20 protein-coding genes are annotated in these 22,928 nt (G+C 40.5%); 14 read left to right on the forward strand and 6 right to left on the reverse strand.

The window, feature by feature from the left end; translation table 11 throughout:
- Nucleotides 1-2 precede the first annotated feature (2 nt).
- From ACQ86H_RS08445 to ACQ86H_RS08465, 5 genes are all read right to left on the reverse strand, one after another.
- A complete protein-coding gene (locus ACQ86H_RS08445; RefSeq protein WP_431295364.1) occupies nucleotides 3-2,513 on the reverse strand; it encodes a SusC/RagA family TonB-linked outer membrane protein in 2,511 nt (836 codons plus the stop codon).
- The gene (locus ACQ86H_RS08450; RefSeq protein WP_431294467.1) at nucleotides 2,441-3,205 is read right to left on the reverse strand and encodes a TonB-dependent receptor plug domain-containing protein; all 765 of its coding nucleotides are present in this window, start codon (nucleotides 3,203-3,205) and stop codon (nucleotides 2,441-2,443) included. Before ACQ86H_RS08450 ends, ACQ86H_RS08445 begins: the two co-directional genes overlap by 73 nt.
- An 84-nt stretch (nucleotides 3,206-3,289) precedes the next feature.
- Complete coding sequence (locus tag ACQ86H_RS08455) at nucleotides 3,290-4,138, reverse strand: FecR family protein (RefSeq protein ID WP_431294468.1); 849 nt, start codon at nucleotides 4,136-4,138, stop codon at nucleotides 3,290-3,292.
- Complete coding sequence (locus ACQ86H_RS08460; RefSeq protein ID WP_431294469.1) at nucleotides 4,123-4,314, reverse strand: hypothetical protein; 192 nt, start codon at nucleotides 4,312-4,314, stop codon at nucleotides 4,123-4,125. Before ACQ86H_RS08460 ends, ACQ86H_RS08455 begins: the two co-directional genes overlap by 16 nt.
- Nucleotides 4,315-4,362: 48 nt before the next feature.
- A complete protein-coding gene (locus ACQ86H_RS08465; protein WP_431294470.1) occupies nucleotides 4,363-4,905 on the reverse strand; it encodes an RNA polymerase sigma factor in 543 nt (180 codons plus the stop codon).
- 728 nt (nucleotides 4,906-5,633) lie between these two features.
- Between ACQ86H_RS08465 and ACQ86H_RS08470 the strand changes: the two genes are divergently transcribed.
- The 11 genes from ACQ86H_RS08470 (at nucleotide 5,634) to ACQ86H_RS08520 (ending at nucleotide 19,216) form a co-directional block, all read left to right on the forward strand.
- Entirely contained in the window at nucleotides 5,634-5,792 is a 159-nt protein-coding gene (locus ACQ86H_RS08470; protein ID WP_431294471.1) for a hypothetical protein, read from the forward strand.
- A gap of 204 nt (nucleotides 5,793-5,996) precedes the next feature.
- The gene (locus tag ACQ86H_RS08475; protein ID WP_431294472.1) at nucleotides 5,997-10,055 is read left to right on the forward strand and encodes a hybrid sensor histidine kinase/response regulator; all 4,059 of its coding nucleotides are present in this window, start codon (nucleotides 5,997-5,999) and stop codon (nucleotides 10,053-10,055) included.
- Complete coding sequence (locus tag ACQ86H_RS08480) at nucleotides 10,052-10,189, forward strand: AraC family transcriptional regulator (protein ID WP_431294473.1); 138 nt, start codon at nucleotides 10,052-10,054, stop codon at nucleotides 10,187-10,189. Before ACQ86H_RS08475 ends, ACQ86H_RS08480 begins: the two co-directional genes overlap by 4 nt.
- Nucleotides 10,190-10,402: 213 nt before the next feature.
- On the forward strand, nucleotides 10,403-13,510 hold the full coding sequence (locus ACQ86H_RS08485) for a SusC/RagA family TonB-linked outer membrane protein (RefSeq protein ID WP_431294474.1): 3,108 nt from the start codon (nucleotides 10,403-10,405) through the stop codon (nucleotides 13,508-13,510).
- Between the two features lie 20 nt (nucleotides 13,511-13,530).
- A complete protein-coding gene (locus tag ACQ86H_RS08490) occupies nucleotides 13,531-14,517 on the forward strand; it encodes a RagB/SusD family nutrient uptake outer membrane protein (RefSeq protein WP_431294475.1) in 987 nt (328 codons plus the stop codon).
- Entirely contained in the window at nucleotides 14,514-14,981 is a 468-nt protein-coding gene (locus tag ACQ86H_RS08495; RefSeq protein WP_431294476.1) for a RagB/SusD family nutrient uptake outer membrane protein, read from the forward strand. Before ACQ86H_RS08490 ends, ACQ86H_RS08495 begins: the two co-directional genes overlap by 4 nt.
- Before the next feature lie 243 nt (nucleotides 14,982-15,224).
- Nucleotides 15,225-15,860 carry an alpha-L-fucosidase gene (locus tag ACQ86H_RS08500; protein WP_431294477.1) on the forward strand — a complete coding sequence of 212 codons (636 nt, stop codon included), beginning with the start codon at nucleotides 15,225-15,227 and terminating at the stop codon, nucleotides 15,858-15,860.
- Nucleotides 15,861-15,985: 125 nt separating this feature from the next.
- Complete coding sequence (locus ACQ86H_RS08505) at nucleotides 15,986-16,240, forward strand: hypothetical protein (protein ID WP_431294478.1); 255 nt, start codon at nucleotides 15,986-15,988, stop codon at nucleotides 16,238-16,240.
- A 95-nt stretch (nucleotides 16,241-16,335) separates the two neighbouring features.
- Nucleotides 16,336-16,608 carry a hypothetical protein gene (locus tag ACQ86H_RS08510; protein WP_431294479.1) on the forward strand — a complete coding sequence of 91 codons (273 nt, stop codon included), beginning with the start codon at nucleotides 16,336-16,338 and terminating at the stop codon, nucleotides 16,606-16,608.
- An 88-nt stretch (nucleotides 16,609-16,696) separates the two neighbouring features.
- The gene (locus ACQ86H_RS08515) at nucleotides 16,697-17,695 is read left to right on the forward strand and encodes a glycoside hydrolase family 43 protein (RefSeq protein ID WP_431294480.1); all 999 of its coding nucleotides are present in this window, start codon (nucleotides 16,697-16,699) and stop codon (nucleotides 17,693-17,695) included.
- 222 nt (nucleotides 17,696-17,917) lie between these two features.
- Nucleotides 17,918-19,216 carry a family 16 glycosylhydrolase gene (locus ACQ86H_RS08520; protein WP_431294481.1) on the forward strand — a complete coding sequence of 433 codons (1,299 nt, stop codon included), beginning with the start codon at nucleotides 17,918-17,920 and terminating at the stop codon, nucleotides 19,214-19,216.
- 1,182 nt (nucleotides 19,217-20,398) lie between these two features.
- Here the strand turns inward: ACQ86H_RS08520 and ACQ86H_RS08525 are convergent.
- Nucleotides 20,399-20,956: a transposase gene (locus ACQ86H_RS08525; protein ID WP_431295365.1), complete on the reverse strand. Its 558-nt coding sequence runs from the start codon at nucleotides 20,954-20,956 to the stop codon at nucleotides 20,399-20,401.
- Nucleotides 20,957-20,973: 17 nt separating this feature from the next.
- On the opposite strand from ACQ86H_RS08525, the gene ACQ86H_RS08530 reads away from it, so the two are divergent.
- From ACQ86H_RS08530 to ACQ86H_RS08540, 3 genes are all read left to right on the forward strand, one after another.
- Nucleotides 20,974-21,585 carry an RNA polymerase sigma factor gene (locus ACQ86H_RS08530; protein WP_431294482.1) on the forward strand — a complete coding sequence of 204 codons (612 nt, stop codon included), beginning with the start codon at nucleotides 20,974-20,976 and terminating at the stop codon, nucleotides 21,583-21,585.
- Nucleotides 21,586-21,680: 95 nt separating this feature from the next.
- Nucleotides 21,681-22,340, forward strand: coding sequence for a hypothetical protein (locus ACQ86H_RS08535; RefSeq protein ID WP_431294483.1), 660 nt, complete (start codon nucleotides 21,681-21,683; stop codon nucleotides 22,338-22,340).
- Nucleotides 22,337-22,861 (forward strand): FecR family protein, encoded by a 525-nt coding sequence (locus tag ACQ86H_RS08540; protein ID WP_431294484.1) that lies wholly within the window; start codon nucleotides 22,337-22,339, stop codon nucleotides 22,859-22,861. The genes ACQ86H_RS08535 and ACQ86H_RS08540 overlap by 4 nt, the downstream gene beginning before the upstream one ends.
- Nucleotides 22,862-22,928: the final 67 nt, after the last annotated feature.

Here is a 22,928-nt window from a genome sequence, read left to right on the forward strand (position 1 = left end):
GGTTAAAAATTAAGGTTTAAGCCTACCGAAATCGTTTTGTTAAGCGGGTATGTACCGTAATCAATACCTGGCGTGAGTGCATCTCCAGAATAGAGGTTTACTTCCGGATTATAGCCAGTGTAAACTGTCCAGGTATGCAGGTTTTGTGCTGTTAAAAATAACCTTGCGCCAGTGATGGACAGTCTTTTCAATAACATGCTGCTCAAGCTATAGCCCAAGGTTATATTTTGTAATCTTACATATGAGCCGTCTTCTACCTGTCTGGATGAGGTTCGCCCGTTGTTACCCTTAGCCTTCCTGTTTGCCCGGTTAACTTCTCCATTTCCTGGCACTGATTCAGATTGCCAGCGATTAAGGGCGTCGGTAGTATTGTTGAAGTTCCCTTCCATGCTGTTGATGTACCTATTCTGGAGATTCACAATTTCAAAACCTTGTGCCCCCTGAAAGCTGAAGGCCAGATCAAAACCACTATATGAAAGATTATTGGTGATGCCGAAGGTGTAGTCAGGGAAAAAATTGCCGACAATGGTACGGTCTTTATTTACATCAAGTACACCGTCTCCATCAACGTCAGTGAATTTAATATCGCCTGGATAGGCATTTGAAAAATGAGGATTAGCATTTAGGTCGGCCTGGCTCTGGTAAACGCCATTAGCCTTTAAAAAATAATAGGCGCCAATAGGTTGGCCTACTGCTGTAATAAAAAAAGTATTTGCTGTGCCATTGGTGGCTATTATGGGTGCATTGCCCGGACCTAACTCTTTTACCCTGTTTTTGTTGGCTGAAATATTTGTGCTGATCCCCCATTTAAATTTCCCAAATTCATTTTGCATGGAAAGTGTTGCTTCGACTCCCTTGTTATTCACCTTGCCTATATTTTGTCTTGCCATACGAAAACCGGAAGAATAGGGAACAGGCAAATTGAGCAGCAAATCGCTGGTGGTTTTATCATAAAGATCAATTTCCAGGTTCAGACGCTGCTGGAATAAACCCAAATCCATTCCTAAATCAAACATCTTTGATTTTTCCCATCCCAGATCGGAGTTTGACAGATTTGCTGGAGCAGAGCCATTGGTGAGCTGACCACTTGCAGGCCCCAAAATGTAATTACTAATGCCAATTTTGGCTATATGATCATAATTTCCAATCTGGAAATTCCCTGTAATACCATAACTGGCACGAATTTTAAGGTTACTAACTACGCTAAAACTGTTCATAAACTCTTCTGATGAAAGCCGCCATCCAACAGATATCGAGGGAAAATAACCCCACTTGTTGTTTTTACCAAAGCGTGAGGAACCATCAGTCCGTATGGCAGCCGAGAAGAGATACTTGCCTTTAAAATCGTATTGAAGTCGGGAAAGGGCAGATAGGAGCGACCATTCCTGAATGCTTGCCGTGCCAGATATAACCTGGCCCGCATTAATTGTGCGGATAACATCGTCGGGGAAATTGGTTGCGGTAACACCATTCTGCTCTGAACGGTTTTTCTGAGCAGTGAAGCCACCTAATATTTTCAAATGATGATTTTTAAAACTTTTGGTGTAATTTAAAGTCTGTTCCAGCAGCCAGTTATATATGGATGTTTGACTGTTTGAAGCCACAGGATTTGATGGGTTGGTGTAAAAGGCCTCGCCAAGATTGGGAATGGTTGATGGTCTGTAGGTTTTATTCCGATACTCATTGAGCGTGGCGCCAAGCGCTATCTCGTACTTTAAACCTGTCAGCAATTCGTAGTTAAGGTAAACCCTTCCCAGAATATTGGCATGATATACCTTATTGTCTATCAGATTGGCAAGTGCAACGGGGTTGAGTACCGCGTTGTGTTGATAATCTTTACCTATCCGCCATTTACCATTGCCATCAAAATTATAAGATCCGTCTTGATTATAGACTGGCCAGGTAGGCGACATCTGAAGTGCTGAACCGATAACTGACTCTTCGGTATAGGGACCTTCATCATTAACCCGCTTCTCTATTGCGTAAGATGGAGCCAGGCTTACGCCAAAACCAAATTTGTTTTCCTTCGCATTGAGGTTCATTCTTAGTCCGTATCGCTGATATCCTGAATTGATAACTACCCCCTGCTGATCAGTATAATTCATGGCAGTGAAGTACTTATATTTATCGTTTCCGGAAGAAAAGTTTAGTGATTGATTGGTTAATACCGCAGATCGGAAAATCTCATCCTGCCAGTCGGTATTGGTAAGCCCGGCTTCGCCATTTAGGTATGGATATAAATCAACCGGGGTTTGATTCCAGTAAAAACCTGCATTTTCTACCGTTCCACGTTTAGCATCAGGCGTAGCTGCACTATTTCCCGCCTTAAAATCTACCCAGGCGTTATCGTGTGCATCCTTTGCCAGCTGTGCATATTGATAAGCATCGAGCATGTTGAGCTTTTTAGAAACCTGCTGTATCCCGGTATTGGAAGAATAGGTTACTCGCAGTTTTCCTGCCTGGCCTTTTTTGTAGTGATCAGTATAACGCCATTGGCTCCACGCGATCCATATATTGCGGCAGAAGAGGCATCTTTAAGTACTTCAACAGACTCAATATCGTTGGTGTTTACGAATTCATTTGCCTGTCCCTGTGAATCAAGTGGATATCCATCAACCACCACTAAAGGTCCGTTCCCTGCAGTAATTGATCCGGTACCGCGGATTCTGAAGGTTGAACCTTTTCCGGGTTCGCCAGAACTTTGCAGTACCTGAACCCCTGCGATTCTTCCAATAATGGCTTGGTCAAAATTTGTAACTGGTTGATCTTTGATCTGGCTGAAACTGACCTTGCCAACTGCACCAGTGATGCTCGTTTTGCTTTGGGTGCCATAGCCAATCACCATCACTTCTTCCAGGCTCTTTGCAGCGAGGGGCAATAGCTCGATAATTACTGAGGAATGTTCAGAAGGTTTTAAGATCAGCTTTGAAAGCCGTTTGGTCTGATAGCCAATGCAGGATATGCTTAGGTCATATGGTGTTTGGGAAAGCAGTTGTTGTAATTTAAATTTCCCATCGTCTGCTGTTAGAGTTGACTTAATTTGCTGGGTGAGTACATCAGAAAGCTCAATGGATACACCAGCTAATGGCAATCCTTTCTCGTCTTTAACGATGCCCGCCATCTCGGCATTTTGAGCCCTGAGCTTTCCTGCCAGGAGAAGCAGTGCAACACATATTAGTAATTGTTTGAAGAAATGTTTATTCATATGCTAATTAATTTGCTATCGAAAAGGGCATGGTATGGCCATGCCCGGTAAGTTCCGAGCTTAATGTTTTTGTTTTACAATATGTTACCTGCTTATTTGATAACCATCAGCTACCCGTGACAATTTTAATTGATTAAGATCTGCAATATCGGTCAGTACCTGGTCAATGTCTTTCTTCGGATTTATCGTTCCTGTAAATGCCAGGTCTTTTACATCTGCTGGCTCATATCTTATTTTGATCCCAAAGGCAGTTTCTATTTGCGCCAATACTTCTTGCAGCGGCGTCTGGGTAAATACAAGTTGTTGCGGAACTGCATCTGCTAAGGCATGCCTTTTCAATGTAGTACTCACCTTTAGCCTTGCTGAATATTGATGGTATACCAACTGGCTGCCTGCCAGCAATATTTCCTGAAAAGCCTTTGCCTTCGGCCATTTCTCTGCGGGTTTTACTAGGATTTTACCAGTGTGTAATACAACTTTAAAAGAATGGCTGCCACGTTTTGCCGTTATGGTAAACGATGTTCCCAGCGCAGTGGTTAAAATACCACCTGCATTAACTACAAACGGATGAAGAGGATCTTTCGAAACCAGAAAGTAAGCCTCTCCCTGAAGTGAAACCCTTCGTTCTTTGCTTATAAAAAGTTTTGGGTATTCTAGTTTTGAGCCAGGTTTTAATTTAACAAGAGAACCATCAGGTAAGGTATGTTGCTTTACTTTACCAGTGTAATTGGTAACAGTTTCTTTATTTAACGTAAGGGCTGTTTTTTTGTTTTTAACAGCGATTGATGCCGAATTTTTATGTTCAGGGGTACTATCATAGCTGATTAGGCCAAAAGTACAAACCAATATGATACTTGCTGCAATGGCAAATTTTTTGAGAACTGAAATGCTGAAGGTTCTATGAATAGTTTGCCTTTTTATTGACGCATACATTTGATCACTTTTTCTGCTGAAAGTGGGGCATCCTGAACAACCATCCATTCCTGTTCAGGAAGTAGTTCTTCATCCATTTCCTGATTGGCATTCAGGTATTTTCTCACTTTCAGATATTCCTCCGCAGAGCAAAGCCCTTTGAAGTATTTATCTAGTAATTCTTTTGAGACATTCATACCCTTTATACGATTGTGGGTCATGCAATCCCCTAATGGTAGAAAAATTTATTTAATTGTAAGCAATGCACACAGCAGCACCAGGGTAGAATATTTGGCGAGTTGTTTGGTAGCCAGTGAAACATGATTTTCTACTGTTCTCGGAGAAATTGATAATTGTTCAGCTATTTCCTTATATGTATAACCATAAAGTTTGCTCAGAATAAAAACGTTTTTTCGCATGGGAGGCAGGGTATTCAATACTGTATAAAGCTGTTGGCGGATCTCAAACTGGTTTTCTCCAGTATGACTGCCCTCAAGCTCTTTGCCGTAAAGAGATAAATGACGCCTTGCTGTATTTTCTGTTCTGAAATAATCAATCAATACAGATTTGGTTATTCGAAATATCTGATGCTCCAGGTGGTAATTCTCAGACAGTAATTTCCTGAATCGCCACAGTTTGATAAAGACGGTCTGGGTAAGTTCATTAGCAAGATCAGTACAGGCAGTTTTGGAGATGAAATATCCATACACCTTCCTGTGCCAAATTTTAAAAACTTGTTCAAAGGTAGCTTCATTACTGGATCTAAGGTCTACAATTAATTCTGACATCTTAATGCAAAATTAATTTTTCAATGTCAATTGAATATTAATACTTGATTAAGAATCTGTTGAAACGTGATAGGACAGGCCTGCGAGCACTTTTATACAAATTTTACAACGTATTACACTTAAACAATAGAAAAATGATAAAACTTAACGAGACAAACAACCCTTTAAGTCAACAAGAAGCTAACAGCTTCGAAACTGGCGCAGTAGAAACAGTTTAAAGTGAAACAGGAGAACCTCATTATATTCTCAAGAATGTCCTTGATGTTAATGAGTTTGGCTCTTTTGCCAAAAATTTGTATGAAAATAAATGTAGCATAGCACAGGATTTTACGAGCTGTAATTAATGACTCAGGTGAAGGCTCAAATTTTGAATATAAGTCAGAATGGTTTCTCGAAGGCTTGAAGGAACAGGAAATGGAATAACCCATTTATTTAAAAAGCGATTCAGGGTATTTGACACTTAATTGGCGCGTATTCCTTCAAAGATCAATACTGATTATGAATTGTAAATGAATATGAAAAGAATTGTAATTATAGGTTTAGGATTTGCCGGGCTGAATCTTGCCAGATCCTTCTCAAAAAAATCGGAGCATCAAATCATAATTGTTGATCGGAATAATTATCATTGTTTTCGCCCCTCTTATACCAGTTAGGTACTGAATTCATCGAATCCTCTAACAACAGTCCCTTTTAGAAAGATGTTCCACAGCAAGACTATCCGGTTTTTTATGGGAGAACTACAGCAGATCGACCCGGTTGGAAAAAAGGTGTCAACTGGTAAAGGCACTTTGGACTATGATATTTTTGCAGTGGCCATGGAAACGGTAACAAATTTTTTTGGAAACCAAAAGGTTCAAAAATATGCATCAGTTTTCCAGATCTTCTGATTATCGGTTACGCTAAAACCTTCATTGATACCTGTGTAGTATGCCGAACCTTGTATAGGTTATTATTGCTCCTTGGGACTTTCGTTTTAGATCGTTAAGGATATTTAAATTAAAAATACATATTTGATGTAAGGTTAACTTTATTTATTTGCCAATCATGTAAGCCAATGCTAATTGTAATATTAACTTTATGTTTTAATTATTATGACCAAGAAATTAAAAGTTCCGGCCTTTACCCGATATAGCGTCATTTTTCTTTTTATTTTTTATGGTGAATTTGGAGCACTTGCACAGCAAGACCCGCTAAAATTTTCGTATCTTACTGTTGATGACGGGCTGTCACATACAGATGTTAAGGAGGTTAAACAGGATAATCAGGGATTTATCTGGATTGCTACCCTGTTTGGGCTGGACAGGTATGACGGACATGCCATTAAAAGGTTTTATAACACTAATGTCCCTAAAAGTAACTCCTTCAAAAACCGTATACGGAGCATGTGCCTGGACGAAAACGACAGGATTTGGCTGGGTTCAGAAGATGGTATTCAATGCTTTGACCCGCGGTCTGAGAAATATACTGATTTTGATAACAGCCGCCACGATACTGGAAATAAAACCTATATCCGGCTGCTTGCTTTAAAGGGCAACTTGTTAGCTACGCTTGCAGAGAATCAATTCAGGTTATTTAAAGTAAACGGTAAAACTTTAGCAGATATTTCCCTAAACTATCCAAACGGCATCAAATTTACAGATATGACGCTTGATGGTGCCGGTAATATTTTGCTATCAGGTAATCAGGGTGTCTGGATATTAGATCATTCCTTTCGTTTCAGGCATTTTGATATTATTGATGGTTCAGGGCATTACTTTAATAATTTAGGTAAAGTATTCCTTAACCGTAACAAACAGGTGTTAGTGGTAGAAGGCACGACCATTATTTTAGCTAAGGAAAACAGTCATGAATTACTATCGTCTCAGGGCGTATCGACTTTAAAAATGCACTCCTCCCAGCACCTGCTTATCCCAGGCTGTTCATTCATCAATGATATTATACAGGACAAAAAACTGGATTATTGGGTTAGTACCGATGCTGGATTATTTTTATTGGATAAGGCGTTTAATTTAAAACAGACCATTACCACACAGAGTCTTGTCAATAGTTTAAATACAAACTATCTGGATAAAATATTTATTGACCGTTCCGAATGCTTATGGGTATGCACCTTTGGTGGTGGAATTAATTTTTGCGATTTGAATGCGAAATTGTTTTATGCTTTTCAACATAACCCAGAGGTCCCTAATACCTTATCCGGAAATCACATCAGGTCAATAGTTGAGGAATCCGGTCAACGGGTTTGGATAGGCACCAATGCAAGCGGCCTGAATGAATACGATCTTCATACCGGAAAATTTACTCGTTACAACACGGAAAATAGTCCGGTAAAACTAAAAAGCAATGAAATTGATGCTTTGGAATTAGATAATGATCATAATTTATGGATAGGTACGGACAAAGGCCTCGAGATCCTAAACTCAAAGCGCAATAGTTTGTGGCGTCCTTCTGGTTATGAGAAGTTTCCGGTCCATTCCATTGCCAGCTTAACAAAAGATTGTTACGGCAATATGTGGTTTGGCAGCTATTACAACGGCTTTGGCTGTATAACACCTGGTAAAAAAAGTATTTACAAGGTTAAATATTGGGGAACAGGATCGGGTTACCGGATTTGGGCTGATAAAGGTAAACCCGAATTGCTTATTTCAAGCATACATGGTCTTAAACGGCTGGTTATTGACAGTTCCGGACGAGTTATAAAGACTTTCAATTATGGGGTAAACAACCGGCCTAATTCTTTGAGCTCCAACTATATTTTTCCTATACAAAAACAAAGTGACAGTACGTACTGGGTGGGAACCATAGGGGGCGGCCTGGACTATCTGGTGTTAAAAAAGGACAACACTTATCGGATAAAAACGTATGGCAGCCAATATGGAGTATTTAATGATGTCGAAACCATGGAGCTGGATGATAAAGGCCGGATATGGATGGGCGGCAACGGCCTGGAGTGTTTGGATGTGAGCAACAACAAATTAGTAAGGTTTGATAAAAATGATGGTTTACAGGGAAACAGCTTTAAAGTAGGTGCATCCTATAAAGGCAAAGACGGGAGGCTGTATTTTGGAGGAATCAATGGGCTCAATTATTTTTTTCCGGATAGTATTAAAATAAACAAAATAGCAGCCCACCCTGTGTTTACTGATCTCATCATTAATAGTATAAGAGTAGTGGTAGGGGAGGCTGGGGCTTCGGGAGTTATATTAGAAAAACCAATAAGTTATAGTAACAGGCTTAAATTGAATTACCTTCAGAACAATTTTGTGATCTCTTTTTCTGCCATGCATTATGCAAATCCACAGAAGTGCAGGTACCGGTATAAACTTATGGGTTTTGACAAGGATTGGAAATTTACAAGTGGCAACAATCCTACAGCCGCATATAACAACCTTGATTATGCAGACTATTTATTAATAGTAGAGGCAACCAACAATGACGGGGTTTGGAGCAAAGACAAGGCCATTATTTCAATTACTGTTACTCCTCCCTGGTGGAAATCAATGACTGCCAAAATTGTATACTTCATACTGTTTCTTTCAGGATTGGTTGGTGCATATATTTATCAGGCCAGGTGGTACAGGCTAAAAAGTGAGCTTGCTGTCCGTGATGTGGAAGAAAAGAAACGTGAAGAGATGCACCAGCAAAAGGAAGAGCTTTATCAACAGCAGCTGCAGTTTTTTACCAATATATCGCATGAATTCAGGACACCGTTAACGCTCATAATTGGTCCGTTACAAAGTTTAATAAAAGAAAATGCCAATGCAGCTTACCAGCATAACTACCAGATCATGTACCGGAATGCTAAAAGGCTGATCAATCTGATCAATGAGCTGATGAACTTTCGCAAGGTAGCAGACAGCGCTGTTAAGCTCCAGGTTACCCGGATAAGCCTCGGTGGGTTTATCAAGGCCCTGTTTGATGAGTTTGAGGAACTGGCCGATAATAAACACATAACCTATACCTTAAAACTTGCGGAGCATCATACGTCAATTTGGCTCGATCAACAAATTGTTGAAAAAATATTATTTAATCTGTTAAATAACTCATTTAAATATACGCCTGCCGGAGGTGGTATTACCGTTGATGTATTTTTTGCTTTTGATGATTTTAAACCGGCCTATGATACCGGATACAGTTTGTTAAATGAACATCGCGCCGGATCATATATATACTTCAGGGTGGCAGATACGGGTATTGGCATTTCAAAGGAATCCATTAGTCAGATATTTGACCGTTATTACCGCATCAGTAATAATCACCTGGGCTCGGGTGTAGGGCTTGCACTGGTGAAAAGTCTAACCTTATTGCACAAAGGCGATATTTATGTTTACAGCGAGCGTTATAAAGGAACCGAAATTATTATAGCGCTTCCGCTTGGAGCTGCAAATTATTCATTGGCCGAAAGAAATGAGCATAACCAGGAGCAATCGGCAACTATGCTGGAGAGAATTGACCATTCAGAGATTCTTATACCTGCTCAGCCTGAGCTATTATCGCAGGAAACCAAAGCGAAGACTGCTGTTAAGCAACATATTTTACTGGTTGAAGATAACGATGAGCTCAGATCTTTTTTAAAGAATGTGCTACAGCCGCACTATTTGGTATATGAAGCTGTTGATGGAAAACAGGGACTTGACCTGGCCATTGAAATTGTTCCAGATTTAATCATAAGTGATGTGATGATGCCGGTTCTGAACGGCGTGGCGCTATGTAAACAGGTAAAGGAAAATTTTGAAACAAGCCATATCCCTTTTTTGATACTATCAGCTAAAGATGCTTTGGAGGCCAGGATGGAAGGGCTTGAATCTGGTGCCGATTATTACTTTTCAAAGCCGCTAAGTACCGACCTGCTGTTGTTAACCATACATAACCTGTTTGAGCAAAAACAAAAGCTGAAAATAAAGTACACCCAGGATTATTATGCAGAAGCTACCGAATTGGTACATTCGGCTAAAGACAAAGCTTTTCTAGATAAATTAATTAAGCTGATTGAAACTAATATTCAAACACAGGAACTGGATGTGGATTTCATTTGCCGGCATATGTTTACCAGCCGTTCTAAGCTTTATCAAAAAATAAAAAGTATTTCAGACCAGTCTATCAATGAGTTTGTGAGAACCATCAGGTTAAAAAAGCAGCACATATCATGATCCACGAAGACGTTACCCAGATTGAACTTATTGAACGGATAGGGATACTGAGCGTTTCCTATTTTCAAAAGGCGTTCCGAAAAGAGTTTGGAAAAACGCCATCTCAATTTATAAAAGAAATTAAAGCGCGTTAATTAATACTTTAAACGCCTAAAAAAGCTCCATAATTATCATTATGGAGCTTTTTTAGGTTATTTGAGCGCATAATATGAACATTACAGCGCACTCATCAGCTAGTTTTTTCTATTTATTTGCATAACCAATTGTTACAGCCGGCTTCCTTAATTTACAATCTTAACAGGCATGCGCAGTAACATCCGATAACCAAATTATTTAAATTATTTATTATGAGTAAAAACTTACATTCCATTAATGGGGATCTATCCATTACACTACCGCTGGTTGCCAGTTCCGGGCAAACATTTCGGCGAGGAAAACTATTTGCTTTGTTTGTGCTGTTATTCGTGTTCCAATCATTTATTGCCAGTGCCCAAACGTCAAACGTTTCTGGTGTGGTGAAGGATGAAAAAGGAATTACGCTACCGGGCGTAAGCGTAGGAATAAAAGGTGCTACAATCGGGCAGGTCACAGATAATGCCGGTCATTATTCAATTAATGTGCCGTCTGGAAATGTTATACTGGTGTTTTCTTATATCGGTTACCTGAAACAGGAAATCGATATCAATGGCCGGTCTACAGTAAATGTTAAACTGGCGCCCGATAGTAAAGACCTGTCTGAAGTGGTTGTTATAGGTTACGGGACGCAAAAGAAATCTGATGTAACCGGTTCCTTATCCAGCCTGTCATCCAAAGATTTTAAAGACCAGCCGGTTACCCGGGTTGACCAGGCCCTGCAGGGCAGGGTTGCAGGGGTGCAGGTTGTTAGCAACTCTGGCGCGCCCGGTGGTGATGTTAAGATCAGGGTAAGGGGTTCTAATTCTATACTCGGGGACAACAACCCGCTGTATGTTATTGATGGTTTCATAGGCGGCGATTTTAACAACCTGAATCCTGATGACATTGCTAATATTGAAGTTTTGAAAGATGCGTCGAGCACTGCAATTTATGGTAGCAGGGGAGCAAATGGCGTAGTTTTAATAACCACAAAGAAAGGGAATGCTGAAAAGCAGGAAATAACCCTTACACCTATATTTTACTCGTCGAGGGTTATCAAAAAAATGGATCTGCTAAATGCAGCCGATTTTGCTTCGACGGTGAATGCCCGAAATACAGCTCTTAATGCATCTCCTTATTTTACACAGGCGCAGATAGATAATTTCAGGTCTACAGGCGGAACTAACTGGCAGGATGAGGTTTTTAGGACTGCGCCTGGACAGGAATATAAATTAAGCTATTCTGGAGGCAATGCCAAAACCCAATTCTTTATTTCTGGTGATTATCTAAATCAAGATGGCGTAGTCATCAATTCAAACTATAAACGTTACGCCGTCAGGTCAAATATTAATACACAGTTTTCCGAGAAATTAACTACCAGGCTTAACATTTCGGCCATACGAAGAGAAAATCTGAATACAAACAACCAGGGCACAGGTGGCTCTGTAAACCAGGCTTTAGCATGGGCGCCCACTACGCCGGTAAGAACTACTGCCGGAACATACACTCTGGTAGATCCGTTGGGCTCTATTCGCTATAATCCAGTTGCTTTGGCGAACGATGTGGAAAATATCATCAACAATTCCACAGCGACTTTAAACGGGGGCGCCAATTACCGCTTTTTCAAGGATTTTACCTTAGATGTAAGCTTTGGGATTGATTATCAAAATATACAAGGTAAAAATTACTCTGGTCCGTCGGTAACAAATAACATTCCAAACGCCAGCCGTACATCTACAGAATTGCTCAATTTACAAAATACCAATACCTTAAACTATTCTCACGTATTCAATAACGTGCATAGCTTAAATGTAACGGCGGTATTTGAGCAGCAAAAATATACTTCAACAGGATTTAGCGCCAATGCTAATAGCCTTACGTTCGCCAACCTGGGCTATGATAACCTTGCCTTATCTACTACACAGTCGGCAGGGTCTTCTTATTCCGGATCAGCTTTAATCTCTTATTTAGGCCGGGTAAATTATGCCTATAATAATAAATATTTGCTGACAGTTTCAGTCAGGAGGGATGGATCGTCAAAATTTCAACCCGCTAACCAGCAAAGTACCTTCCCATCTGTAGCTCTAGGCTGGAAACTTTCCGAGGAGCCTTTTATTAAAAAACTGAACATTTTTGACACCTTTAAAATCAGGGGCAGCTGGGGTTTAACAGGGAGTCAGGCTATTAACCCATACGCTACGCTTTCTACCTATCTTAGCGATGCTTTTTCCGCTGCTAACAGTTTCAACAATACCACAATTTCGTCAGGTATTGTACTTGGAAATGCTGCTAACCCCTTCCTGAAATGGGAAACAACACAAGCAAAAGATGTGGGCATAGACCTTTCAATATTTAACAACCGTCTGAGTGTTACTGCCGATGTATATATTAAAAATACCAAGGAATTACTTTTATCCCTCCCATTGCCGGCTTATGCGGGTGGTGGAAACATTATCAGTAATGCTGGGAAAATGGAAAACAGCGGGGTAGAACTTAACATTGGTGGTACGCCTGTACAATCAGGTAAGTTTACTTGGTCAAGCTCCTTTAATATAACATTTCAAAAAAACCTTGTTAAGAGCCTAGGTTCATTGGCTAGTGTATTTTCAGACCAAAGTGTTGCAAATGCAGGTGCGGGTCTTTCTACCCAACCTGAATTTATTATTAAACCCGGTTATGCGCTTGGATCTTACTGGGGCCTGAAATATTTGGGAACCTGGAAACCAAATGAAGCAGCTGAAGCTGCAAAATATGGCAACAAGCCGGGTGATTCACATTATCAGGATTTGAATGGAGATAATGCAATAAGCGGCAGCGATTTTCAAATCATCGGAAATGGTACACCTAAACAATCGCTGGGCTGGAATAATACCTTTACTTACGGAGATTTCTCTGTAAACATATTTGTTCAATCATTGTTGGGTTTTAGTAAACTGGATTACTCTTACGCCAGTTCCATAACTGCTAATGCTGATGCCAAACAAGCTACCAATATAGAGGTATTAAAAAGGTATATCCCGGGTATTAATGAAACATCGGATATACCGGCATTCAGTTCAAGCAATAAAGACTATTTTCAATCGAGTCGTTTTCTGGAGAACGGGAATTTTGTTAGGCTAAAAAATCTGAACATTTCCTATCACCTGCCCAAAGGAACTATCAAGAGTGTGGACCTCAAGCTGTTTGTTGGTGCAACCAATTTATTTACCATAACGAGATATAAAGGATTTGATCCGGAATCCAGTAATGCAGGTTCGGGGTCTGATGTTACTCAGAGCATCGATTTCGGATCTTATCCTAACTCGAAAACATTTAACGCGGGTGCGATATTCAAGTTTTAAACTTATTGAAAAGATAAATTATGAAAAAGATATTAATTATAGTAATGATCCTGTCTGTGGTGGGCTGTAAAAAAGCGCTGAAGGAAGACCCTAAAGGACAGGTTGTAGGAACGCAGGCATTAAGTACCGTAGCCGGTCTAAATGCAGCATTGGTGGGCGCTTATAAACCATTGTCAACTACTTGGGTAAGCGGGTTTACTACGGCAGCGGCAGTTGCGGTGATAATGGGTTCAGATGATCTGACAACTCACCCGGCCAGCAACAAAGCCGACTTGAGGGAATTTGATCAATATCATGTTTCCAATCTCAATGGTAGGATGCTCAATATCTGGAACGGCTGTTACAAATCAATACAGGGTTCCAATAACATTATCAACAATTACAAATCAACAACCGGCGATGCAGCAACCATCACCCAGATTGTGGGCGAAGCATATTATCTGCGAGCTCTTGATTATTACTGGCTTATTAGATTATGGGGAAGGATTCCATTGATCACTTCAGAAGTTTATAGTCCGGAAGTTTTAAATGTTACTCCGTCTGCTCCCGTTGATGTTTATAAGCTAATAGAAAGCGACCTGCTGAATGCCGAAAAAATGATGCAGAATAAAAAAATGGATGCGGGAAGGGCCTCGAAAGGCGCTGCCTCGGCGCTGCTTGCCGATGTTTATCTTACAGAAGGTGGCTGGCCTGTTAATGATAATTCAAAATATGCATTGGCTGCTGCTAAAGCGAAAGAAGTAATTGATAATAAAGCCGCTTACGGTTTTGATCTGGTATCTGATCTGAATACATTATGGCAGAACACCCGTTTGGGAACAACAACATCTGAAGAGGTCTTTGCAATACATAATTGTGGTACCTGTAATTGGTTTAACGCTAATGCACTATACGGTTCTTCCGCAATGCCAGGTGAGGAAAACGGCTGGGATGATTTTTTGCAGAAATTAAATTTTTTAATGATTTTCCCGCGGGACCAAGAAAGGTTGCCACCTTCCACACCGTGATTAAAAAAGCCGATGGCACAACCATCCCATGGCAGAACGATGCCGTTAAGCACCCTTATTATGAAAAATTCAGGGCTCCTGTTGAGGGAAGTACCGATGGGTCAAGCGGTACAGTTCAGATGATGCGTTACGCACATGTTTTATTAATATATGCTGAGGCACAAGCCAGGAGCGGCGCTGCTAACGATCAGGCTTACACAAGTGTTAACGCCATACGTGCCCGCGCTGGTTTAACTCCTTTAAGTGGCTTATCAAGTACAGGTTTTATAAAAGCGGTCATTGATGAAAGAGCATGGGAATTTGCAGGTGAATATACCAGGTGGTTTGATATAACCCGTTTGCAGCTTTTAACCCAGGTAATTGCTAACAGAGATCCATCTGAAAATGCGCCAATTGGAACACCGCAATACTATCTGCCTGTTCCGTCCAGCGATCTTCAGCTAAACCCGAATATAGGGAATTAATATTCCATAAACCATGGAAGTTCCTAACTCGTTTCAAACGTTTGTCTTAGGATGAAAGAAATTTGAAAGTTTTGGAATGATTTTGACGGGAATCGCCGCCCTGGCGATTCCCTCTTTGTCCGGCACAGCCCCTGTCAAGATCAATGAGCTTCAATTATAAAGAACGATTTAAAGATTTTGCATGTACTAATTAGCATGCTTTAAATAAAAAATAAAAGAATGGCGAAAAAATTTATGACAATCGTGTCGATATTACTAATGTTAATTGCTTCAGGGCGGGGATGGGCGCAATCATCAGTATTGGCGCGCCCTACATCCCAACAACTTGCGTTTCAGGATCTTGAACTTGGGGTTTTTATTCATTACAGCATTGACACATATGCTACTCCCGACGCGCCACAGGGCAGTACACCACCATCAGCATTTAACCCAACTGAACTCAACCCGGAACAATGGGCATCGGCCGCTAAAGCAATGGGTGCGACATACATGGTGCTTACAGCTAGGCACGAGCAGGGCTTTTGTTTGTGGCCTACAAAAACTACAGATTATAGCGTAGCATCAAGTCCCTATAAAAATGGTAAAGGCGACATTGTAAAGGAATTTGTAAATGCATGCCGGAAATACGGCCTGAAGGCAGGCCTGTACACCGCTCCATGGATTGATTCGCATTGGGAAGCCAGCCAACCGCGGCATAAAGACGGTGAGACCGGAAGGATAGACAAGCTTGATGATCCGGAACTTTATAAGAAGGCCTTGCAGAAAGAGAAAGCGCAGATCAGGGAATTGATGACCAACTACGGCCCGCTTACTTTTATCTGGGACGATCATTTTGGTCGTTCAGATGCATTAGATGCTGTGCATCGCGGAGGAAATTAAGGGAGTTTTATGCAACGTTAACCAAATATGCGCGTGAGCTTCAACCCCGATGCCTTTTTCTGGGACCAGATATAGAACATGTTGGCAATGAAAATGGCAAAGCCAGCTACCCGCTTTGGAACGCGTTGAACACAATTGATGGTACTAAGTATTCAATCAGTACAACGTACAGGTGGGGCCATCCCAATACAGGTGAGCCATTAGGTAAATTCTACCGGCCTCAAATCGCTCCAACTACTGTAAGCTTTAGTGCCGGTGGATGGATGTGGACTGGGCCTCGTGAGCCTCAATCACTTGAAAGGCGCATCCAAGCTTACTATGAAACAGTAGGGTGCGGATCAGGACTTATCGTGAACCTGACACCCGACAGGAGGGGTTAATTCCGTATAATCTGATTGCTGCGGCCAGGGAAATGGGCAATGAAATTAAACGGAGGTTCAGCAATCCGGTTGCTGCATCTCATTCAAAATCGCCTGTGCAAACCCTCAAATTTAATGGATCAAAAACATTTGACCATGTGGTTACGATGGAAGACCTGCATGACGGGCAAAAAATTTCGAAATACACTATTGAAGCACAAGTTAACGGTAAGTGGAAAACTATAGTAACAGGGAAAACTATAGGCCATAAACGGATAGATCAATTTGCTAAATTTTCGGCTACGGCCTTGCGTTTTACGGTTACCAGTTCTGTTGTTCAACCGGCAGTGATGCGCAGTATAGCTGTTTTTAATGCAGATAAATTTTAGACCTTCTTAATCAGCTCATATATAACATACTAATTATCTGTTAATTAAAAACAAAAGTAATATCCTGATATTAACAACCTAAATGAAAATGAAATACATTACACTTATCATCTTATTATCAATAAGCAAAAGTTTAACTTTTGCAAACACGATCAAATCATTACCAGATACACTTGTGCATGGTAAGGTACTATTTGATATAGATGGGAAACCAATTAACGCCCACGGACCTGGAGTGATGTATCATCAAGGTGTTTATTATTTATTTGGTGAAATAAAAAACGGAAAAACCTGGCTCGTTCCCGGCCAGAACTGGGAGGATTACCGGGTTCCGGCAGGTGGGATATCCTGCTACTCATCTACCGATATGAAACATTGGAAATACAGTGGCATAGCCTTAAAACCGGTAGTTAATGACCCGGATAATGACCTGGATACCGGCAGGGTAATAGAAAGACCTAAAGTAATCTACAATGAACATACAAAGAAATTTGTGATGTGGATGCACATAGACAAAAACGACTATAACTACTCAAGGGGTGGTGTTGCCATAAGTGATAGCCCCGCAGGGCCCTATAAATACCTGGGCGGCGTAAAGCCCAATGGGCAAATGTTAAGGGACATGACCTTGTTTAAAGATGAGAACAACAAAGCTTATCTCATCTATTCTTCTGAAAATAATAATACCATGCATGTCTGCCTTTTGAGCGATAATTATTTAAAGCCGACAACAACCTATGTAAGGATATTTGAAAATAAAAGGCGGGAGAGCCCGGCTATTTTTAAAAATAAGGGAAAATATTACCTGATCACTTCAGGATGTACTGGCTGGTCGCCTAATGCAGCATCATATGCAGTTGCTGATCATGTTATGGGGCCGTGGAAAGAACTGGGCAATCCATGCAAGGGACCGAATGCGGAGGTGACTTTTTTCTCGCAGGGGGCATTTGTATTACCGGTTACCAGCAAACCCGGAAAATTCATTTTTATGGGTGATGTATGGAATAAGACCGACCTGGAAAAATCAAGGTATTTATGGTTGCCTTTGAATTTCAATGATGATAAGATAGAGATTCATAACCCTTAATCTATAACAACCGGATCCTAGATACAAATGGTAAAACAAAAACGCGCTGAAGGGACAAAGTTAAGATCACGTTTGCGGTTATCCGAATCAATTCTGACGACCAAATGATCAGCAAGGTTGGAACTGCTCATGTCGTGTCTGATTCGCTTAAATGACAGGCGCTAAATAAAATCCAATGAGTATTACCCGCCATATTTACTAAACAAGTTAACAAATTTAAATATGAAAAAAACAGTAATGGCCTTTATTGCCACAACACAACTGCTACTCAGTTGCAAACAGGAGGTTCTACTTCCATCCTCAGATTCGGCTCTGAAAAATACCTCCTATAAAATTTTATCAGCGCCCAGCAGCGCCACCCTATCAGCCCCTACCAGCGACTATTCGCTCGTGTGGCGCGATGAGTTCGACGGCTCTGGGCTTAATTCCAACTGGTGGACCCTAGGTTTTAAAGACCCGGGTACAGGGCAACTCGTGCCAGGTGCTGCTGGCCAATATCGCTTAAATTCTGGTTATGCTGGCTATGTTACCAGTGAAGATACCTATGTAACCGGCGGCTCATTGTTTCTACGAAACCAGAAAAGGTCTTACACGGGAACAGACCCGGCTGGTACTTACAATTACACAAGCAGTTCCATCATGTCGATGCACAAAATATACCTGAACCGCGGATATATAGAATTCAGAGCCAAAATGCCCGTTGGCGACAAAGTTTGGCCAGCTTTGTGGCTAGTTGCAGAAGACCGTATATGGGGACCTGAAATAGACATTTGGGAGTACTTCGGCTATCGTCCGGATCAAGGATACGATGCCATGGGAACTCATCTGATGACAGGTGCTTATCCTAATACGACATGGTACAGTCATTTTATTAAACCTTTTAACGGCACCTATAATGCAGGAGTATTTCATGTATATGGGTTTGAATGGACAGCAACCCAGATGAAATGGTATATTGACGGAACGCTGGTACATACATTGAATGCAAGCGGAGTTGTCAACTGGCCCGATGAGAATTGTTACTTTATTCTCAACAATGGCGAGCGTACCGAGTCGCCGGACAATACCACTACTTGGCCGAATAATGTAGAGATAGATTACGTCCGTGTATACCAAATCCCCATTTCGAACCCAGGTTTTGAAACCGGTAATGCATCTGGCTGGAGCACCTACGGAACTACTGGCATCGTTAACAATAACCAAAATTCAGGAAGTTATTGTGCACGGATTGGGGCTGATAATTCAGGTTACGAAGTAACGGTAAGCGGTCTACAGCCCAATACCAATTACACATTTAAGGGTTATGTCAAATTAGCTACAACAGGTAATACCTGCAATATTGCCGTGAAAAACCATGGTGGAAGCCAAGTGTTTGCCAGCAGCTCAGCAACAACCTATCAGCAAGTATCTGTAACCTTTACTACCGGTGCCACAAATCATTCCGCGACACTCTGCTTCTACAAATATGGGGGAGGTAGCGGCGCAGCTTTTGGCGACAGCTTCCAGGTTTATGCGAATTGAGATAATTCTGAGAAGAGATATCAAAAAACTCTGATAATATTAAATATGTTTACCTGTCGCTTCGAGATGATGCGGCGGGTAATTTTACGGTTGGCCATTTTTGATATGTACCCAGTTGTCTGATATTGATGAGCCGCGAAGTAGTTCAATAACTAGCATGAATTATTGATAGGCATCATCCCAAACTATGGTCAAACCTGTCTGCCAATCATCCGTCATAACATTCGATCGGGCACATCCAATCAATCAGTATATGAAATTTATAATTATCCTCCTTTTTCCATTTTTTTTGCGCAAAAAAAATGTGATTCCGCTAGCCGGGGTTTGGCAATTTAACTTGGAAAACCGGCTTTCTTATGCACCTGTGGGCAATTATCAGAATAAAATTTTAAAAATTTGCTGTGGGACTAATCTTCCCTCCACAGCATTTAATAAGATCAACCCTAATTTCTACCTTGAGGGCGCTTCCTATTTTAAAACATAAAATAAAAATAACAAATTCGTATTTATAAAAATCAAAAAGAGGTTACTGTATGTTTTGGTCAGCTTATTTTTTTCCAGGCAAGCAATTTCTACAAATTGGGAATAACCATTATTACCGAAATCCGTTCCAAACTGTACACCTGTAGATTAGCCCGACTTTGAGCAGGACATCTTGAGAAGAGTCCCAAATATATCCATTCCTATCAGAACCACTGCAAAAGAAATTTTGTCAATGTTCTGCCTCCCATCCGCACAAAACTCAGCTCCAAGGCATCCCGGATATGATTATCCAGTCAATAAAGCTTTTCTGGGGAAAGATTACATCCAAAAACCGACAGACAAAAAACTCCAGCAACAACCTTTCTAAAAAAAACCATTTTTAAGCGCTTTAGCGCTCCACTGAAGCTGCCTTTAGCACAAGAACAACCGTTGAGCCAAGTTAGCTTTAAATAAGTCTTAAAACTGCTTAAAATGAGCCGAGTGACCACTTTTAAGCGAAAACAGTGGCCATTTTAAACCGAAAAAAGTGGCCACTTTGCGGTTCTTCCCCAATTTTTGACTCGTCCTGATTTTACTTGTCGTTTTTGAGTTATAATACTAGAATTAGTTTACATCTTCTGAGTGGTAATACTAGAATTAGTTTACACCACTTTTGTGTTAATTCTGATATTACTTTACAAGTGTACAATTTGTAATCTATTAATAATAGAATTGCGGTGCATTTTTTCTGATTGTATTTTCAGACGGTCTCCAGGGGCTCTTCTTGCATACCCTTTTTTTATAAGGGTAGTGTTTCCAACGCTTGCTTATCTCGCCAGACATATCATGGGCTTTGCTAGGCGTAAGATAGTCCAGACTACCGTGGGGCCTTTTATCGTTATAGTTTTTGATAATGATTTCAGTGCTCTTTTTAGCTTCTTTATAATCCTTATATATCTTTTTTGGAAAGAACTCATTTTTCACTATTCCATTAACACGTTCGGCTAAAGCATTATCATAGGGACTACCACTTTCAGTCATACTTATTGCAATTTTGTCCCTGTTAAGAAGCTCAGTATAGCTTTTAGAACAATACTGTATTCCCCGGTCCGAATGATGAACCAATATGAACGGTGAGTCTTTTTTCCTCCCGTTGATAGCCATCTCCAGAGCGATAATACAGCCGGTAGCTTCAAGGTTCGGATGGAGTGCAAACCCTACGATCTTTCTGGAATAGGCATCTGTGATCAGGCTTAGATAGCTAGTGTTGTACAGAATTTACTTGTCGTTTTCAAATGCAAGTAATTAGTTCTATTTTTACTAGCAGGATGATTTCCGATTATACAATCTACAACGATGAGAAATTGCTTTCGCTTTTAATTAACCGGGATGATATTGCTTTTTCCGAAATTTACAGACGCTATTGGCCTCTATTGTATAAACATGCTCTGCACATGTTGAAGGAAGAAGACGAAAGTGAAGATGTAGTCCAGGAAGTATTTACTAAACTTTGGCAAAAAGCGGCCACATTAAAATTGGATACCTCGCTGGGAGCTTATCTATATGTTGCAACAAGAAACTCAATATTGAATTTTTTTAGAAAAAATCAATTTCACCATGCATATTTAACAGACATTGGTCAGTTTCTTGATCAAGCTCAGGAAATTACAGACTATCGCATTAGGGAGCGGATCTTAGCAAAATTAATCGAAGAAGAAATCGAGAGGCTACCACCCCGGATGCGTGAAGTTTTCGAGCTGAAACGAAAGCAGAATCTTTCTTACAAAGAAATCGCGGATACCATGGATATCTCAGAGCTCACTGTAAAGACGCAAATGAACAAAGCTATTACGATACTGAGAACGAAATTTGGAAATCATCTTTCCGCTTACTTTATATTTTTTTAGTGTATTTTGTTAATTTAATAAAAAAGTAACTTTTTTTAACACCGAATACAACATTGTCCTGAGCTATGTGTCATACTATTATACGAGCTATTAAAATGACCAAGCATAATATAAGCAGATTTATTAAAGACTATCTAGAAAACAAACTTACTGCGAAACAAAATGCCAAGCTGGAAACTTGGTATTTGTTAAAAGCTGAAGAAAATAAAACGGTCGATCCTCCAATAGAATATGAAGCATTGGAAGATAAAATTTGGTCTAAGATCGTTTCTGAAATTTCTCAGCCTGAACCAAAATCGCCTGAAGTTAAGAAGCTTGCCAAAGTATATAAAGGAATAGTTTCAATAGGAATTGCAGCTAGCTTATTAATGATAGCAGGCGTAGGTTATCTCATTTTCAACAAGAATGCTAAAGCTGATGATCAATATGTTATTGCGAAACATTATGATCTTGCTCCTGGTACTGATAAGGCTGTATTAACCTTGTCTGATGGAAGAAATATTGACTTAGGTAAAGATTCCAGTGGAAAAATTGCAACAGAGGCTGGAGTGGTGATTTCGAAAACTTCAGACGGAACTTTGGTTTATAAAATCTCCGGTAAAAATATCCCTACTGCTGGATTTAATACGGTAAAAACACCTGTGGGTGGACAATATATGGTGATCCTGCCTGATGGGACTAAGGTCTGGCTAAATGCAGGGTCATCTCTAAAGTACCCAACTTTTTTGCTGCGAGCGGAAGGGAGGTGGTTTTGACTGGCGAAGGGTATTTTGAAGTGGCCCATGTGGAAAGAAATGGCAATAGGGTCCCATTCTTTGTTTCAGTTATTAAAAACCAGGAACAAGTAGAGAAAGTGGAAGTGCTGGGAACTCATTTCAATATCAATGCCTACACTAATGAGTCTCGCATTGAAACCACGCTAATCAATGGAAGCATAAAGTTGGCCTCAAAATATAACCACAATGTACTGCTTAAGCCAGGAGAAATGTCGAAGTTGGGCAATGGAAAAATAGAAGTAAAACAGGCAGACACCGAAATGGCGATCGCGTGGAAAAATGGAGCGTTCGTATTTAGAGAAGATCTACCAAGTGTGATGAGAAAGATAGCCCGATGGTATGATGTAGAAATAGTATATCAACAGACTGCACCTGAAAATTTGATGCTTGGTGGTTGGATATCTAGAAGTAGCAATATTTCAGAAGTTCTCAATCATATTCAATTAACAGGAAAAGTCCACTTTAAGCTTGAGGGAAGGAGGGTCATCGTTTCCAGATAAATCTAAAACGATGCCAAAAAAATCAGAGGTGCTTGCAGGCACCTCTGGGTAATTTGGTTGTCGATAA

It is taken from the genome of Pedobacter sp. P26 (assembly GCF_050632135.1).
GTDB lineage: Bacteria > Bacteroidota > Bacteroidia > Sphingobacteriales > Sphingobacteriaceae > Pedobacter.

Bases quoted from the DNA above. Each gene is read 5' to 3' on its own strand.
- ACQ86H_RS08450 (WP_431294467.1), bottom strand. From the start codon at position 3,205: ATGAATAAACATTTCTTCAAACAATTACTAATATGTGTTGCACTGCTT.
- ACQ86H_RS08455 (WP_431294468.1), bottom strand. From the start codon at position 4,138: ATGTATGCGTCAATAAAAAGGCAAACTATTCATAGAACCTTCAGCATT.
- ACQ86H_RS08460 (WP_431294469.1), bottom strand. From the start codon at position 4,314: ATGAATGTCTCAAAAGAATTACTAGATAAATACTTCAAAGGGCTTTGC.
- ACQ86H_RS08465 (WP_431294470.1), bottom strand. From the start codon at position 4,905: ATGTCAGAATTAATTGTAGACCTTAGATCCAGTAATGAAGCTACCTTT.
- ACQ86H_RS08470 (WP_431294471.1), top strand. From the start codon at position 5,634: ATGGGAGAACTACAGCAGATCGACCCGGTTGGAAAAAAGGTGTCAACT.
- ACQ86H_RS08475 (WP_431294472.1), top strand. From the start codon at position 5,997: ATGACCAAGAAATTAAAAGTTCCGGCCTTTACCCGATATAGCGTCATT.
- ACQ86H_RS08480 (WP_431294473.1), top strand. From the start codon at position 10,052: ATGATCCACGAAGACGTTACCCAGATTGAACTTATTGAACGGATAGGG.
- ACQ86H_RS08485 (WP_431294474.1), top strand. From the start codon at position 10,403: ATGAGTAAAAACTTACATTCCATTAATGGGGATCTATCCATTACACTA.
- ACQ86H_RS08490 (WP_431294475.1), top strand. From the start codon at position 13,531: ATGAAAAAGATATTAATTATAGTAATGATCCTGTCTGTGGTGGGCTGT.
- ACQ86H_RS08515 (WP_431294480.1), top strand. From the start codon at position 16,697: ATGAAATACATTACACTTATCATCTTATTATCAATAAGCAAAAGTTTA.
- ACQ86H_RS08520 (WP_431294481.1), top strand. From the start codon at position 17,918: ATGAAAAAAACAGTAATGGCCTTTATTGCCACAACACAACTGCTACTC.
- ACQ86H_RS08530 (WP_431294482.1), top strand. From the start codon at position 20,974: ATGCAAGTAATTAGTTCTATTTTTACTAGCAGGATGATTTCCGATTAT.
- ACQ86H_RS08535 (WP_431294483.1), top strand. From the start codon at position 21,681: ATGACCAAGCATAATATAAGCAGATTTATTAAAGACTATCTAGAAAAC.